Source organism: Pseudomonas sp. NFPP07 (genome assembly GCF_900115645.1).
Classification (GTDB): Bacteria; Pseudomonadota; Gammaproteobacteria; order Pseudomonadales; family Pseudomonadaceae; genus Aquipseudomonas; species Aquipseudomonas chlororaphis.
In genome coordinates this window covers 203,639-219,760 of record NZ_FOXG01000010.1, presented here as the reverse complement: position 1 = coordinate 219,760, position 16,122 = coordinate 203,639, and the positions used below count along the sequence as shown (strand labels likewise).

The window sequence follows — 16,122 nt, the reverse complement described above, 5'->3', positions numbered from 1 at the left end:
GGCGGGTACGGCGGTTATCAATGGTGGTGGTCGAACTCCAGCAGGAAGTGTTGGGTGACCTCGCCCTCGAGGGCGCTCATATGGTGTTCGGCGTCGCACATGTGCTCGTGCATCAGCTGGCGTACCGCGGTTTCGTCCTCGGCTTTGAAGGCCAGCAACAGGCGCTTGTGGTAATCGAGGTTGGCGGCGTCGAACTGCTTGCGCTTGGGCTTGTAGGCCTTCTTCAGCACTACCAGGTCGCGCAGCAGGTCGTTGAGGAACTGCGCCATGAAACTCAGCAGCGGGTTGGGGCAGGCGCGGCCCAGCAGGTTGTGGAACTCCAGCTCGGCGATGCGCTGTTCGCGCTGGCCGGCCTCGCTGTCTTCCGGGGCGCTGCAGAAGTCGATATTGGCCTGCAGCGCCGCAAAATCGTCGGCGCCCAGGCGGCCGATCACCGACACCGCCAGCTCCACCTCGATGACTTTGCGCAACTGGTACACCTGCTCGCCGTCCATATGTTGGAAGTGCAGGTAATTGCGCAGGGCGCGACTCGCCGGCTCGGTGCCGGCCTGGTTCAGGTAGGCGCCGCCGCTGGGGCCGGTGCGGGTATTGACCAGCCCTTCGACCTCCAGCGCCTTGAGCGCTTCGCGGGCCGAACCCTTGGAACACTGGAAGCTTTCCATCAGCTCGCGCTCGGTCGGCAAGCGATCGCCGGGACGCAGGGCGTTGATCACAATGGAACGCTTGACCGACTCGACAATCACGTCGGAAAGCTTCTGGCGTTTGCGGCGAACAGGTCGTTTGAGCATGTTTTCGATTTATCGTATTAATGCGGATAAATAGTACTTAATAGGGCTGGGCCCGCTGCGTCAATCGTCCGGGAGGCGAGCTGTCGTTTTCGATGTGGGAGGGTCGTAATCAGAACCAGGATGAGTGGCGGCGAGGCGCTTGCCGAAGGTCCTCCATCCTGTGTCCAGCCACTAAGCTGATGGCAGGCCATGCGCCGCCATAGACGGGAGGAAATCATGATTCTGTGCAAACGCGCCTACGAGCCGGCGAGCCCCGACGACGGCTATCGGGTGCTGGTGGACCGCCTGTGGCCGCGCAACTGTCGCAAGGACCGATTGCCGCTGGACGAGTGGTTGAAAGACCTGGCGCCGTCCACTGGATTGCGTCGCGCCTTCAAGTCCGGCGAGCTGGATTTCGCCACCTTTCGCAGCCGTTACCGCCAGGAACTGGCGGCCCGCCCGGAGCATTGGTGGGCGTTGCTGGAACGCGCGCAAAAAGGCCGCTTGACCCTGGTGTACTCGGCCCACGATGAAGCACACAACAATGCCCGGGTGCTGACCGAGTGGCTGGAGGACGAGCTGGACCGACAGGGCGAGGGCAGTTCGCCGGTGTGTTATGCGCACCTGTCGCCGCCTGAATGAAGGCGCTGCGCTTCAGGGTTGCTTCAACATCACATAGGCCTCGCCGCCGCGCCGGTCGTGCATCAGCAGGAAGGTCTGGTTGTCGAGGGTGATTTTCGCCGGCAGGTGCTGCGCCACCGGGGTGCTGGAGAACTGCTCGGCCAGCTTGAGAAATTGCTCGGTCAGGGTCTTGTCCCGCTGCGACGGCGTGGTCACCGCGCATTGCTTGCCTTTCTGCACCTGGACCCCAAGGCTGTGATCCGCCCTCAGTCCCATCCGCGCATACCCGGCATTGTCCAGCCTGGCGATGCCATAGGCCTTGGCCGCGTTGTCGGCCCCGGCGAAGGAGGGCGCGGACTTCAGGCAGATATCGCGAAAGGCCAGCACGCCTTCGGCGATGGCCGCCGCTTCCTTGTCGATGACTTCGGGCGGGCTGGCGCAGCCGGCCAACAGGGCCAGGACCAGGCTCAAAGGGCTCAGGATCGCGCGGTTCATCGGACCTCCCAGGCATTCACGGGGCATGCTTATAGCCTAGCCAAGCTTCAGCCTGCGGGGGGGCCTGGGTGATGGGCGCCTCGTACCATGAAACATTTGTCATGGGCCGCCGGCGGCGCCAGCCCCTACACTGGCTTTCACCTCCATGGCTCACGGACACCCCCATGACGGCAGCAGCGGCGGCAAGCATCCTCGAAACGGTCGAAGGCCAGCGCCTCAATGGCGAGGCCTGCGAACCCTGGCGCGAGTGGGGGCCGTACCTGAGCGAGCGGCAGTGGGGCACGGTGCGCGAGGACTACAGCGCCGATGGCGATGCCTGGGCCTACTTGCCCCACGACCATGCGCGCAGCCGGGCCTACCGCTGGGGCGAGGACGGGTTGGCGGGGTTCTCCGACAAGTCCCAGCACTGGTGCCTGGGGCTGGCCCTGTGGAACGAGCGCGACAGCATTCTCAAGGAGCGCCTGTTCGGCCTGAACAATGCCGAAGGCAATCACGGCGAAGACGTCAAGGAGCTGTATTTCTACCTTGATGGCGTGCCCAGCCATGCCTATATGCGCATGCTCTACAAATACCCGCAGGCGGCCTTTCCCTATGAGGACCTGCTGCGGGAAAACGCCCGGCGCGGCCTGGACGATACCGAGTACGAGATCCTCGACACCGGGGTATTCGAGGACGATCGCTACTTCGACGTGACCGTGGAATACGCCAAGCACGCGGTCGACGACATCTTCATGCGGGTCACGGTGCACAACCGTTTTCATCAGCCGGCGCGTTTGCGGGTCTTGCCCCAGGTGTGGGCGCGCAATACCTGGAGCTGGGGCGGCGACTCGCGCAAGCCGAGCTTGCGCCTGGAGGGCGAGCAATTGCTGGCCCGGCATCCGCGGTGCTCGCCGATGCAGGTCAGCGCCTGGGGGCCGGAGCGCTGCGAGTGGCTGTTCTGCAACAACGAAACCAACTTCCCGAAGCTCGATGGCCTCGCCGCGCCCGGCCCGTTCAAGGACGGGATCAACGACTACTTGCTGGGAGGTTCCGCCAGCGCCATTGCCCGTGACGGCGGAACCCGCGCCGCCGCCCACTTCACCCTGGAACTGGCCGGGCTGGAGAGCAAAAGCGTATACCTGCGTTTTGCTCCGACTGGCTCGCCACAGGTCAGCGCCAGGCGCCTGTTCGAACAACGGCGGGCCGAGGCCGACGCGTTCTACGCCGCGCTGCAACAGGGCATCGCCGATGCCGACGCGCGCAATGTGCAGCGCCAGGCCCTGGCCGGGCTGCTGTGGTCCAAGCAACTCTACGATTTCGACGTCAACCGCTGGCTCGATGGCGACCCCGGCCAGCCCGCACCGCCGGCGCCCCACGCGCATCTGCGCAACAGCCATTGGCGGCACCTGGCGAACTTCGACATCGTGGCCATGCCCGACACTTGGGAATACCCCTGGTACGCCTCGTGGGACCTGGGTTTCCAGGCGGTGGCCCTGGCCTTGATCGATCCGGGCTTCGCCAAGCACCAGCTGTTGCTGCTGGTCAAAGACCGCTTCATGCATCCCAACGGGCAGTTGCCGGCTTACGAGTGGCGCTTCGACGACGCCAACCCGCCGGTGCATGCCTGGGCCAGCTGGCGGGTATACCTGCGGGAAAAGGCCCTGACCGGCCAGGGCGACATGGACTTTCTCGAGCGGATCTTCCACAAGCTGCTGCTGAACTTCTCCTGGTGGGTCAACCGCAAGGACGCCGAAGGGCGCAACCTGTTCCAGGGCGGTTTCCTCGGCCTCGACAATATCGGGCTGTTCGACCGCTCGGCACCCTTGCCGCCGGGCTACACCCTGGACCAGGCCGACGGCACCGCCTGGGTCGCGGCCTATGCCCTGGACCTGATGCGCATTGCCCTGGAACTGGCCAGGCGCAACCCGGTGTACGTGGACATCGCAGTGAAGTTCTTCGAGCACTTCCTGTACATCGCCGGGGCTATCAACCGGCTGGACAACGACGACACGAGGCTGTGGGACGAGCAGGACCGGTTCTTCTACGACGTGCTGCATCGCCCCGACGGTAGCAACGAACCGCTGCGCCTGCGCTCCATCGTCGGCCTGATGCCGCTGTTCGCCGTGCAGGTGCTGGAACAGCATGAACACGAATGCCTGCCGGGGCTGCGTGAGCGCTTGCTGGAGTTCATGCACCATCGGCCGGACCTGGCCAGCCTGGTGTCGCGCTGGAACGAACCGGGGCAGGGCAATCGCCTGTTGCTGGCACTGTTGCGTGGCGAACGCACCAAGGACCTGCTCAAGCGCATGCTCGACGAGGCGGAGTTTCTTTCCGACTTCGGCATTCGCTCACTGTCCAGAAACTTCGCCGAACAACCCTTTGCGCTGCAGGTCGACGGTCACCAACTGTGCGCCCGTTACGCGCCGGCCGATTCCGACTCACGGCTGTATGGCGGCAACTCCAACTGGCGCGGGCCGCTGTGGATGCCGATCAACTACATGCTGATCGAATCGCTGCGCGAGTTTCATCGCTACTACGCCGACAACTTCTCGGTGGAATACCCCAGCGGTTCCGGCTACCTGGCGTCCCTGGAGGAAGTCGCCGACAGCCTGAGCCAGCGCCTGACCCGCCTGTTCCTGCGCGACGAGGACGGACGACGCCCATCGATGTGTGCCTACGCGCAGTTGCAGGCCGATCCCCGGGACCGGGATCTGCTGCTGTTCCACGAGTACTTCCACGGCGAGACCGGCCGCGGCCTGGGGGCGAGCCACCAGACCGGCTGGACGGCGCTGGTGGCGTTGTTGTTTCAGCGCTGATTTCTACGCAGCAGTACGGTGCGCCGAATATTCTGAGTTACGTGATTGTCGCACTCATGCATGCCAGCCAGATCCAGTACATGTATGGCTGCTTCAGGGTCGTTCAGTTTTTCCAGCTGGTAAGTCGCTTCGTCAGCGTAGAACACGGGATTGCGGATGCCTGCCTTGATTTTGGCCATGCGCAATTCGGAGGCTTCCGGGCCCCGCTTCAGTTTCTCAAGCACCTTGCCGCGAATGGCTTCGCTGTAATCGGTGGCACACAGGGATTTGTTGGCAAGATCCAAAATGCGCAACGCCTCATCGGCATCATTGCATTGCTCCAACTGGTATTTGGCTTCTTCGTTGTAGAACGCAGGGTTTTTACTGCCATCCTTTATGGCTTGGCGACGCTGAAGCGTGGCCTCATTCGGATCGCCTACAAGCTTTTGGCAGCGGTTCTGGATGGACTGGACGTGGTTGTCGACCGCGTCCGGGTAGATCTTCTCGTGCTCCTCAAGTCGCGCCAGAAACGCTTCAGCCCCCCTCGTGCCTCGCCCCAAGAGGAGCTTGCCGAGATTAGCCAGGTAGGGCGGAAATCGCGGGCTTAGCTCCAGTGCCTTTTCAAAGGCTTGCAAGGCTTCATTGCAGCTGTTTCCCCGGGTCTTCTGCAGGCATTCGCCCAGAAAACGTTGGGCCTTGTGCTCGCGTGGATGAATATTGGTCAGCAACTGCAGGACTTCCTGCTGTCGTTCAATCGATTCACCTGCGTCGCGGCGACGGTGGTAGATGGCCCACAGGGCCTCGTTGCTCCAGCCGGTTTCCTTGCCAGTCAGATGATCGACCCACTCCTCGATGGTTCCCAGTTCGTTGCAACACAGCAGGTGGTAGAAGCTTTCATTGGCCCGCTGGAAGTTGATCTGCTCTTTCTGACGCCCGATCTGGCGCTGCCAGCAATGGGCGATCAACAGGTGCATGTCCGCTACTTCTGCCGGGATATTTTCTGCGTAGTCGGGAGTGAGTTCGATGTCTTTAAGCGCCAGTTTTTTCTGCCGCGTCCAACTGGCGATGAAACCATGCAGGTAGTGATCTTTGTTGTTGTCGAGAGGCAGCAGGCCGCGCCTTCTCAGGTTCTGCCAGGCGTCCTGGATACCCAGGCGGTCCTCCAGATAGTCGGCATGGTCCTGTGGAATCGCATTACGGTAAAGCGCCAGGACCTTGAGCAATCTTTGCTCTGCATTGCCGAGTATTTCATCGTGAATGATGCCGAGCAGTTTCTCGTCCAGGCGCTCGATGACTTCATGGCGAAGGTTTTGATAGACCGCCAGGGGAGAGCTTTGCTTTTCTGCCGCGATAGTGGCGAGCAACTCGATTGCCAAGGTATGGGCGGTGCCGCCTTGTCCTCCACCCAGCCACTGGTAGAGTGCTCTCAAGTTATTGCCGGTATACGTCCACTCAGCTCTCTGCTCTTGAGGTGCCCTGGCTGCCAGAAGGGAAGCCAAGCCTGCCCGGTCGAGCCCGGGTATCTCCTGTAGCGCACAGTCGCGACCAAAACTGCCTTCTTCCGGTTTTTCGCTCAACTCATAGACCCACTTCCAGTCGGGGAATGCCTGCGACAGGGCTGCCAGGAGTGTGCGAATCTCGGGGTTGCGCCAGCCCGACGATTCGAGCAGCAGGTGGGCACCGTCGATCCAGATGAACGCATTCTGGGCATGGGGATAAAGCCGTTTAAGTTCTTGCGCCTGTTCCTCGATGCTCCCGCTGGGTGGAAGCGGATCTTCCCGTCGGTTATTCAGCGCATCCAGCAGGCGACGAAAAATCTCACCCACCGTCATCTGGCGGCTTGAGTGAATGTCTACAAAGACCGTTCCTTGAAAGGCTGCTTGTCGGTGCAGCGCCTTGATCAGGGTTGTCTTGCCATTGCCACTCAAACCGTACAACGCAATGGATGGCTTTTCCTTGAGCGTGGCGGTGAGGGTGGCGATGAGCTTGTCGCGACCAAACAATTCCGGCGGTTTTGGGATGTCATCGGACGGTAGATTGTCCAGCACTGATAATGGCGGTGCTTCTACGCTTCCCGGGACCGCGACAGATGAAACCGGGGTCGTGCGCACCGAATGTTTGAAAGGCCAGAGCCCGTCCGGTGCCATATCGGCAACCGTCTGTACTTTCCAGCCATTCTTGTATTCGAACAGATGGGCGACCCCGCTACCCTGCTGCAGGTCGAGGCTGACCAGGTTGAAGCCGAACTGGTCATCGGTCTCGGCACCTATGGCGCCTGCTTCCAGTTTGATCAGGCGCTGCCCGGGATCGAGCCAGGGGTTGTGACTATGCCCATGCAGCCAGAACTGGAAGTCATGGGCCTTGCGTTTTTTGATGATCTCGATTTCGGCCTGATTGAACCAATCCCGGGGATGGTGAATCAGGCCAATCTTCAGGTCAGCCCCTTCCAGGGCACTGCTCATGTGGTTGAACTGCCAATCCGCCCCAAGCCACATTTGCCCCTTATCATCGTTGTCGTAGCAACTCCATGCGGAGTTGAAGCCGGCGATGCCAACCTTGATACCGCTCAGATCGATCTGCCGGGCGTAGAGGTGTCGCACGGGGTCATGCAGATGCGGCAGGTACTGCGCGGTAAAGACGCCATAGTCCTCCATCCGCTTCATGTCCGCCGTGAACTCTGCCGACAGGCTGTCAAAGCGGGAGCTGATTTCGTGTGTGTGCTGCATGGAGGCTTTGGCCATGGTCCGCAGGTGGTGCTGCTGGCCCGCGAGGACTTTCTTGCGGTTCACATCATGATTGCCCGGTACGACGAACAGTCGCTCCCGCTCCAAGCCACAACAGGCAAGCAACTGGTCGAAGAAGTCCTTGGCCGGCTGGTACTGCTCAGGCATTGGACAGTCTGGCGTCTGCCCAAAAGCGATATCGCCCGTGCAGAAGATCAACTGTGGTTTGGGCAGTTTGCCGTCCCGGAACTTTTGAGTCAGGAACTCCAGTAACTTGCGGCGCGCATGGCTGTCTGACCAGGCGGTTTTTTTATGAAAGTGGATATCTGACAGATGTAGCCAATGCAGCTGGTTGTGGGTGGGCATAGTTTTGGGCAAATAGTGATGAGCGGCGGGAGGGAGTCGATGGACGCTAGCATAACCATGCTGGCAGATGGGATCCAATGTGCGTGAGGCTCATGTCGCCGTCGCGACCGAAAGTCTCGTTTTGCGCACCACGGAGCCTTGAGACACCGCGGTGCAGGCTGGCAATCAAGCCCGAAGGAGGCGGGCCGGTCAGGCACTCAAGGTATCTGGCTGCGGCACTGCCCAATCCTCGATCAACCGCTGCGGGGTGCAGCAGGTCTTGCGCTTGTAGACGAAGCTGGCGCATTTCTCGGCGAAGCCGTGGCGGTTCTGCACCATGTCCAGGTGCATCTGTTCCAACTCGGCGTTGCGGCAGTGCTGCATCAGTTGCGGGTCGGCGTTGGCCTTGCGCTCGCGCAGGGCCTGGTATTTCGGTTCGGTCAGCACGGCGTTGGCCCGTTGCAGCAACCACAGGCCGAATTCGTCGGGGCAGCGCGGGCCGATTTCCTGGACCATGCCCATCTGCAGGGCCTGGAAGGCGTTGATCGGCAGGCATTGGTCAGTGAGTTTGTGTGCCATGGCGTGGCCGACGGCGCGGGGCAGGCTGTAGGTCCAGTATTCCGAACCGTACAGGCCCATGCTCTTGTAGTGCGGGTTGTAGACGGTATTGGCCCGGGCCAGCACCACGTCGGCCGCCAGCGCCAGCATCAGGCCGCCGGCCCCGGCATTGCCGGTCAGGCCGCTGACCACCAGCTGGCGGGCGCTGAGCAGCTCCTTGCAGACGTCGTCGATGGCCTGGATATTGTTCCAGGCCTCCAGGCCCGGCACCGGCGCGGCCTGGATCACGTTGAGGTGCACGCCGTTGCAGAACGCGCCACGCCCGCCCTTGATCAGCAGCACCTGGGTGTCCCGGGCCTTGGCCCATTGCAGCGCGCTGACCAGACGCTGGCAGTGTTCAGTGCTCATGGCGCCGTTGTAGAACTCGAAGGTCAGCTCGCCGACGTGGCCCGACTCGCGGTAGCGGATCGGCTGGTAGGCCTCGTCGCTGAACGGCTCGCTGGCGACCGACCAGTCCAGGTGAGGCACGCCGTCCAGCTGGCCGGCCAGCACATGGCGGGCCGGCAGCTTGAAGTGTTCCGTGCCTGGCCGGGCCTTGCGCTTGAGGGAGCCGATCCACAGGCTGCGGTCGCCGCAGGCCACCAGCACCGCATCGTCGTGCACCGCCAGCAACTCGCCGGGGGGGCCGCTGCGGCTATCCAGGTGCGCGTCATACAGGTAGTACTGGCCACCGGCGAGGCTGGCCAGGACCCCGGGCTGGCCATCGGCGGCGTCGATGCAGCGCTTGATGAAGGCGGCGCTGTCGTGCCAGCTGAAGCTGCGGTCGTCCTGTTTCATGTTCGGTTGCAGGCGGCCGCGCACCTGCGGCTGGCTGTAGTCCAGGGGCACCGGGACGAAGTCGCTGCCGAATTTTTCCACCACATCGCGGATGCAGTAGATCGCCGCGTCGGCCACCGGCCCGTTGTACAGCTCGGACTTGCGCACCTGCGCCGGCACCTTGAACTCCCAGGTGGACCAGACCGGCCCGGCGTCCATTTCTTCCACCGCCTGCAGGGCGGTGACGCCCCAGCGCTCGAGGTTGTTGCTGATGGCCCAGTCCAGGGCGCTGGCGCCGCGGTCGCCGACGATGCCCGGGTGAATGATGATCACCGGACGGGTCGGGTGGCGCCACAGCTGCTCGGGCACCCGGTCCTTGAGGAAGGGGCAGATCACCAGGTCGGCGTCGGCCTGTTCGATCTGCCGGCAAACGTCTTCTTCGTTGGTGAACAGCACCACGCTGGGACGATGGCCGGACTGGCGCAGGTCCAGCCAGGCACGCTGGGTGAGACCGTTGAAGGCGGTGGACAGCAGAATGATCTTCAGCGATTGCATAGCGACTCTTCCTTGAGGATGAAGCGGGGCCGGCCGTTCCGAAAGCCGTCCCTGGCCGATGGAGGCGCCAGAGTAGTGGGGCTGTGCATGCGGTCTGCTGATCGAGATCAATCAAGTGTGTGGCGTGGGTTTTTGAGGCGCGGGATTGCCCGGCTGAGGATTCAAGATTGCCGTCGATGGGCTGGAGGACGCAGGCGTCAGAACGACGTCGCTGAAACGACGAATCCCGCCGGAAGGCGGGATTCGTGGACAAGACAAGGGCTTCTCTGGGGAAGCGCTTACTTAGGCCGGGAACAGTTCGCTCAGCTTCATCGCCAGCATCATGTCGCCTTCGGCGCGCAGCTTGCCGCCCATGAAGGCCTGCATGCCGTCGGTTTCGCCGCTGACGATGCCTTGCAGGGTTTCGCCGTCCATTACCAGCGTGACCTGGGCGTCCGGGTTCTCGCCTTCCTTGAGCTCGCAGGTGCTGTCTTTGACGATCAGCGAGAAGTTCTTGGTGTCATCGATACGGAAACCGAAAACCAGGTCCAGGCCGGCAGCGGCAGCTGGGTTGAACTTGGCTTTCATGGCTTGTACGGCGTCGGCTACGGAGGTCATGGTTCGATCCTTTTATGGGTTGTTACAGCAAGGGTCACAGGGATCCGGACTCAGCGGAAAGTGATGAGTTCCGGGGCCTTCAACAGTTGCAGGTGGGCATGGCTGTTGAAGGAAGCCAGGGCAACCTCGCGACCGCGAAACTTCAGCAGGTTGAGCGAGGTATTGACGATTTGCCAATTCAGTTCGAAGGCCTGGGCGGCAGGCATCCGGGTAATCAGGTGGAGCAGGGCGGTGATGGTGCCGCCGGAGGTGAACACGGCGATTTTCTGAGTGTTGTCGGCCTGTTCCAGGATGCGCTGCAGGCCGGCCTGCACCCGTTCGACGAACCCCAGCCAGCTTTCCAGGCCCGGTGGATCGTAGGTGCCGGCCAGCCAGCGGTCGATGATCAGGGCGAAGATTCTTTGGAATTCGGCGCGGTTCTGCGCGGCGTTGCGCAGGATGTCCAGGGCGTCGGGTTCTTCGGACAACATGGCGGGCAGCAGGGCGCGGATCACCGCGTCGGCATCGAATTCGTTGAACGCCGAATCGGTTTCCAGGATCGGCGTGGGCAGGCCCGCGGCGCTGAACTGCTGCAGGGCGGAATTGGCGGTGTGTTGCTGGCGACGCAGGTCGCCCGCCAGGCAGCGATCGAAGTTCACGCCCAGTTCGACCAGGTGTTGACCGAGCACTTCGGCCTGGCGAATACCCGTGGTCGAGAGGACGTCGTAGTCGTCCGCACCGAAGGAGGCCTGGCCATGTCGAATCAGATAGATGCTGCCCACGTCCGCGTCATCCCGGTACGTTGAAAGTTTTGCGAGGTTATGAGGATGCCGGTGAGCTGTCAATGAAAAAACATACGCTTGTTTGAAATGCCCGTTAGAGCACGGTAACAGGAGGTTTCGCGACTGGCCGACGCCTGTCTGCGCCGGTATGCTGGAGCCATTCCGCCACGTGTTGGCAGTGATGCACGTCTTTAAGGAGTCCCTGTGGAGTTTCTCTCCGAGTACGCCAGTTTCCTGGCCAAAACCGTCACCCTGGTCATCGCCATCCTGGTGGTGCTGATCACCGCTGCCTCGCTGCGCAGCAAAGGCCGGCGCAAGGGCGCCGGGCAGTTGCATGTGAGCAAGCTCAACGATTTCTACAAGGGCCTGCGCGAGCGTCTGGAGCAGAGCCTGCTCGACAAGGACCAGCTCAAGGCACTGCGCAAGTCCGAGGCCAAGGCCGAGAAAAAACACAAGAAGCAGCACGAGGAAAAACCGCGGGTGTTCGTGCTGGATTTCAGCGGCGACATCAAGGCTTCGGCCACCGAGGGGCTGCGCCACGAAATCACCGCGCTGCTGAGCCTGGCCACGCCCAAGGATGAAGTGGTGCTGCGCCTGGAAAGCGCCGGCGGCATGGTGCACAGCTATGGGCTGGCCTCGTCGCAACTGGCGCGGATTCGCCAGGCCGGCGTGCCGTTGACGGTGTGCATCGACAAGGTCGCGGCCAGCGGCGGCTACATGATGGCCTGCATTGGCGAGAAGATCATCAGCGCGCCGTTCGCCATCCTCGGCTCGATCGGCGTGGTGGCGCAGCTGCCCAACGTCAACCGCCTGCTGAAAAAGCACGACATCGACTTCGAAGTGCTGACTGCCGGTGAGTACAAGCGCACCCTGACCGTGTTTGGCGAAAACACTGAAAAGGGCCGGGAGAAATTCCAGGAAGACCTGGATGTCACCCATCAGTTGTTCAAGAACTTCGTCTCCCGTTACCGGCCACAGCTGGTCATCGACGAAGTGGCCACCGGTGAGGTCTGGCTGGGTGTCGCGGCGCAGGAGAAAAAACTGGTCGATGAGCTGAAAACCAGCGACGAATATCTGGCCGAGCGCGCCAAGAGCGCCGAGCTGTTCCACCTGCACTACGCCGAGCGCAAGAGCCTGCAGGAGCGGGTAGGGCTGGCGGCCAGCAATTCTGTCGACCGTGTGCTGCTGACCTGGTGGAGCCGCCTGACCCAGCAGCGTTTCTGGTAAGGGACACCGCGGGAACGAGTTTCTTCTGTAGGCGCGAGGCTTGCCCGCGATCGCGGGCGCCGCGTTAAAGATGCCGCGTTTAAAGTTGACAGACACAAAAAAGCCCTGAACCGGTTTCCCGGTCCAGGGCTTTTTGTTGGCGCGGGCCTTAGCGGCGACGGAACAGCGGCAGCGGTTCGTCGGTGGCGGCCTGGTAGGTCACGGAGAAGTCCTTGAGGCTTTCCAGGGCTTCGTACGGGTCCTTGTCGGCGCGCAGGGCGTAGGCGTCGAACCCGCAACGGCGCAGGTAGAACAGCTGGTCGCGCAGCACATCGCCGATCGCCCGCAGTTCGCCCTTGAAGCCGTAGCGGTCGCGCAGCAGGCGGGCGTTGGAGTAGTTGCGGCCGTCGGTGAAGGCCGGGAAGTTCAGGGCGATGACCTGGAAGTGCTGCACGTCATCGCCGATCTCCTCGGCTTCTTCATCGGCGTCCAGCCACACGCCCAGGCCGCCGTCGCGGGCCTTGAGGGCGTGAGCGTGCTCGCGCCACAGGGCCAGTGGCACGATCAGGTCGTCGCAGTTGGAAATGCCGTCGAGGGTCGCGTCCTTGGGCAGCAGGTGCCAGGTTTCGTCGATGACCTCGTTGTTCTTAATGATTCGCTGCATAGACGCGCTCCTTGAAGAGGTCGATGCCAATACGTTGGTAGGTGTCGATGAAGCGCTCGTCTTCGGTACGTTGCTCCACGTACACGTCGATCAGCTTCGAGATCACGTCGGGCATGTCGTCCTGGGCGAAGGACGGGCCGAGGATCTTGCCCAGGCTGGCGTCGCGGCTGGCGCTGCCACCGAGGGAAACCTGATAGAACTCTTCGCCTTTCTTGTCCACCCCGAGGATGCCGATATGGCCCACGTGGTGGTGGCCGCAGGCGTTCATGCAGCCGGAGATGTTCAGGTCCAGCTCGCCGATGTCGAACAGGTAGTCCAGGTCGTCGAAACGGCGCTGGATGGATTCGGCGATCGGGATCGACTTGGCGTTGGCCAGGGAGCAGAAGTCGCCGCCCGGGCAGCAGATGATGTCGGTCAGCAGGCCGATGTTCGGCGTGGCGAAACCTTGTTCGCGCAGCTCGCCCCACAGGGTGAACAGTTGGCTCTGCTCGACGTCGGCGAGAATCACGTTCTGCTCGTGGGAGGTGCGCAGCTGGCCGAAGCTGTAGCGGTCGGCCAGGTCGGCGATGCCGTCCAGCTGCTTGTCGGTGACGTCGCCCGGGGCTACGCCCGTGGGTTTCAGCGACAGGGTCACGGCGACATAGCCCGGCTTCTTGTGGGCCAGGGTGTTGCGCGTGCGCCAGCGGGCGAAGCCCGGATATTGTTTGTCGAGCTCGGCCAGCTCGGCGTCCTGGTTGACCAGGGCCTTGTAGTCCGGATCGACGAAGTGCTTGGCCACGCGATGCACTTCGGCTTCGGTCAGGGTGGTCTGGCCGCCGCGCAGGTGAGCCATTTCCGCTTCGACCTTCTCGGCGAACACCTCTGGGGTCAGGGCCTTGACCAGGATCTTGATCCGCGCCTTGTACTTGTTGTCACGCCGGCCGTAGCGGTTGTAGACCCGCAGGATGGCGTCGAGGTAGCTCAACAGGTCCTGCCACGGCAGGAACTCATTGATGAAGGCGCCGACCACCGGGGTCCGGCCCAGGCCGCCACCGACCAGGACCCGGAAGCCCAGCTCGCCGGCAGCGTTGTGCACCGGCTCCAGGCCGATGTCGTGGACTTCGATGGCCGCGCGGTCCGAGGTCGAACCGTTGATGGCGATCTTGAACTTGCGCGGCAGGTAGGCGAATTCAGGGTGGAAGGTGGTCCACTGACGGACGATTTCACACCAGGGGCGCGGATCGATCAGTTCATCGGCGGCGACGCCGGCGAACTGGTCGGTGGTGACGTTGCGCAGGCAGTTGCCGCTGGTCTGGATGGCGTGCATCTGCACGGTTGCCAGCTCAGCCAGGATGTCCGGGATGTCTTCCAGCGCCGGCCAGTTGAACTGCACGTTCTGCCGGGTACTGATGTGGGCGTAGCCCTTGTCGTAGTCGCGAGCGATCTTGGCCATCATCCGTGCTTGGCGCGAAGTCAGCTGGCCATAAGGCACCGCCACCCGCAGCATCGGGGCAAAACGTTGGATATAGAGGCCATTCTGCAGGCGCAGAGGGCGGAATTCTTCTTCGCTCAGCTCGCCTGCCAGATAGCGCCGGGTCTGATCACGGAACTGCTTGACGCGGTCCTCGATGATCCGCTGATCGTACTCGTCGTATACGTACATATAGATCCTGTTCTCAGGCTTATCAGGTGACGCAGAGGCGGATGTCACCCAAGAAATTCTGCGCGCACGGCCGCGCACTCCCAACGGAGCCGGGCGAAGATACCAGTTTGCAGTTATGCGCAAAAGTGATGTTTGAGTATATGCAAAGAACCAAAACGACTAACGGTATCCGACCGGCTCAAACCCACATTTGTGGTGAGGGCAATCCTCGACTTAACTGTGCTCGAGTCTTTGTGCAATCACCGATAAAACCGACAAGAGGCGATGCTATGAGCAATCCAACCAAGGCAAGGAAAAGCGACAGCGCTGTCGATGCTTGGGCCATTCTCTTTCTGATCATTCTGGTCGTGGGAACGGCGGTGTTCTGGGTCAGTCATCAATAGTTGCGGTCAAGCGATGAGCAGAGTCCGAATTGTCTGTGGGAAATGACGATTTGCCGACATTGGCCAGTATTTTGCCAGTTATACTGCGGGGCAATATTCCGGGACTCTGGTCGCAATGTTCAAGGCGTTTGGTAAGTGTCTGCTGCTGGTGCTGCTTGTACTGAGTCCAGCGTTCTGGGCCATGGCCCATGCCACCTCGGTGGTGTTTTTGAACCCGGGCCACTCCACTGAAACCTTCTGGGTCGGTTATTCACAGTTCATGCAGGCCGCGGCCAACGACCTCGGCCTGGATCTGCGCGTGCGTTATTCGCAGCGCGATTCGCAAACCACCATCCGCCAGGCCCGGGAAGCCCTGCAGGGCCCGGACCGGCCGGATTACCTGGTGGTGGTCAACGAGCAATATGTCGCGCCGGAGATCCTGCGCCTGTCCCAGGGCAGCGGGGTGAAGCTGTTCGTCGTCAACAATGCGCTGACCGCCAATCAGCAACGCTTGCTGGACGAGCGCCAGAGCCGTTATCCCGACTGGATCGGCAGCATGATCGGCAACGACGAAGAAGCCGGCTACCTGATGCTCAAGGAGCTGATTCGCCGTCATGGCCCGCTCGCTCCCGGGCAGTACATCGACCTGCTGGCGTTCTCGGGCGTGAAGAACACCCCGGTGGCGCAATCCCGCGAACAAGGCTTGCAGCGGGCATTGGCGGAGCACCCCGAGGTGCGATTGCGGCAGATGGTGTATGGCGAGTGGAATCGCCAGCGCGCCTTTGAGCAGGCCCAGCAGTTGCTCAAGCGCTATCCGCAGACGCAGTTGATCTGGTCGGCCAACGACGAGATGGCCCTGGGGGCGATGGAGGCGCTGGAACAGCAAGGGCGGCGACCGGGCAAGGATGTGCTGTTCAGCGCCCTGAACAGCTCGCCGCAGGCCTTGCAGGCATTGATCGACGGACGCCTGACGGCGCTGATCGCCGGGCACTTCACCCTGGGGGGCTGGGCGATGGTGGTGCTCAACGATGATGCCCGGGGGCTGAACCCTGCGGCCCATGGTGGCCCGAGCTGGCAACTGGGCGTGTTCCAGCTCCTGGACAAGGTCCAGGCGCAGCGTCTGCTGGAGTTGCAGGGGACACAGCAATACGGCGTGGACTTTCGCGGGTTGTCGGCCGAGGGCAAGCCGGCCGGCTACCCTTATCCCTTCTCGCTGAATCTATTACTGCACTGACA

Annotated in this window: 12 protein-coding genes; 4 read left to right on the top strand and 8 right to left on the bottom strand. The window is 62.2% G+C overall.

Annotated features, from left to right (window positions below):
- Positions 1–17 precede the first annotated feature (17 nt).
- Entirely contained in the window at positions 18–788 is a 771-nt protein-coding gene (locus BM019_RS25115) for a FadR/GntR family transcriptional regulator (protein ID WP_092421147.1), read from the bottom strand.
- Between the two features lie 216 nt (positions 789–1,004).
- Here BM019_RS25115 and BM019_RS25110 point away from each other — a divergent pair, with 216 nt between their 5' ends.
- The gene (locus BM019_RS25110; protein ID WP_092421145.1) at positions 1,005–1,409 is read left to right on the top strand and encodes a DUF488 domain-containing protein; all 405 of its coding nucleotides are present in this window, start codon (positions 1,005–1,007) and stop codon (positions 1,407–1,409) included.
- Between the two features lie 12 nt (positions 1,410–1,421).
- Here BM019_RS25110 and BM019_RS25105 read toward each other — a convergent pair whose 3' ends face one another.
- Positions 1,422–1,883, bottom strand: a complete 462-nt coding sequence (locus tag BM019_RS25105) for a hypothetical protein (protein WP_092421142.1) — start codon at positions 1,881–1,883, stop codon at positions 1,422–1,424.
- 164 nt (positions 1,884–2,047) lie between these two features.
- Here BM019_RS25105 and BM019_RS25100 point away from each other — a divergent pair, with 164 nt between their 5' ends.
- Positions 2,048–4,678 carry an MGH1-like glycoside hydrolase domain-containing protein gene (locus tag BM019_RS25100; protein WP_092421138.1) on the top strand — a complete coding sequence of 877 codons (2,631 nt, stop codon included), beginning with the start codon at positions 2,048–2,050 and terminating at the stop codon, positions 4,676–4,678.
- Here the strand turns inward: BM019_RS25100 and BM019_RS25095 are convergent.
- The 4 genes from BM019_RS25095 to BM019_RS25080 form a co-directional block, all read right to left on the bottom strand.
- On the bottom strand, positions 4,669–7,746 hold the full coding sequence (locus BM019_RS25095; RefSeq protein WP_092421135.1) for an AAA family ATPase: 3,078 nt from the start codon (positions 7,744–7,746) through the stop codon (positions 4,669–4,671). The two genes, BM019_RS25100 and BM019_RS25095, sit on opposite strands and share 10 nt — an antisense overlap.
- Positions 7,747–7,935: 189 nt before the next feature.
- Positions 7,936–9,654: a hydrogenase maturation protein gene (locus BM019_RS25090; RefSeq protein WP_092421133.1), complete on the bottom strand. Its 1,719-nt coding sequence runs from the start codon at positions 9,652–9,654 to the stop codon at positions 7,936–7,938.
- A gap of 282 nt (positions 9,655–9,936) precedes the next feature.
- Positions 9,937–10,251, bottom strand: coding sequence for an SCP2 sterol-binding domain-containing protein (locus BM019_RS25085; RefSeq protein WP_007921837.1), 315 nt, complete (start codon positions 10,249–10,251; stop codon positions 9,937–9,939).
- Positions 10,252–10,301: 50 nt separating this feature from the next.
- On the bottom strand, positions 10,302–11,012 hold the full coding sequence (locus BM019_RS25080; RefSeq protein WP_085534264.1) for a histidine phosphatase family protein: 711 nt from the start codon (positions 11,010–11,012) through the stop codon (positions 10,302–10,304).
- Between the two features lie 204 nt (positions 11,013–11,216).
- Here BM019_RS25080 and sohB point away from each other — a divergent pair, with 204 nt between their 5' ends.
- Complete coding sequence (sohB, locus tag BM019_RS25075; RefSeq protein WP_009044470.1) at positions 11,217–12,239, top strand: protease SohB; 1,023 nt, start codon at positions 11,217–11,219, stop codon at positions 12,237–12,239.
- Between the two features lie 148 nt (positions 12,240–12,387).
- Here the strand turns inward: sohB and BM019_RS25070 are convergent, their stop codons facing one another.
- Positions 12,388–12,882 carry a DUF934 domain-containing protein gene (locus BM019_RS25070; protein WP_007921840.1) on the bottom strand — a complete coding sequence of 165 codons (495 nt, stop codon included), beginning with the start codon at positions 12,880–12,882 and terminating at the stop codon, positions 12,388–12,390.
- On the bottom strand, positions 12,866–14,524 hold the full coding sequence (locus tag BM019_RS25065; protein ID WP_009044469.1) for a nitrite/sulfite reductase: 1,659 nt from the start codon (positions 14,522–14,524) through the stop codon (positions 12,866–12,868). Before BM019_RS25065 ends, BM019_RS25070 begins: the two co-directional genes overlap by 17 nt.
- Before the next feature lie 498 nt (positions 14,525–15,022).
- On the opposite strand from BM019_RS25065, the gene BM019_RS25060 reads away from it, so the two are divergent.
- Positions 15,023–16,120, top strand: a complete 1,098-nt coding sequence (locus BM019_RS25060) for an ABC transporter substrate-binding protein (RefSeq protein WP_009044468.1) — start codon at positions 15,023–15,025, stop codon at positions 16,118–16,120.
- The last annotated feature ends 2 nt before the right edge of the window (positions 16,121–16,122 follow it).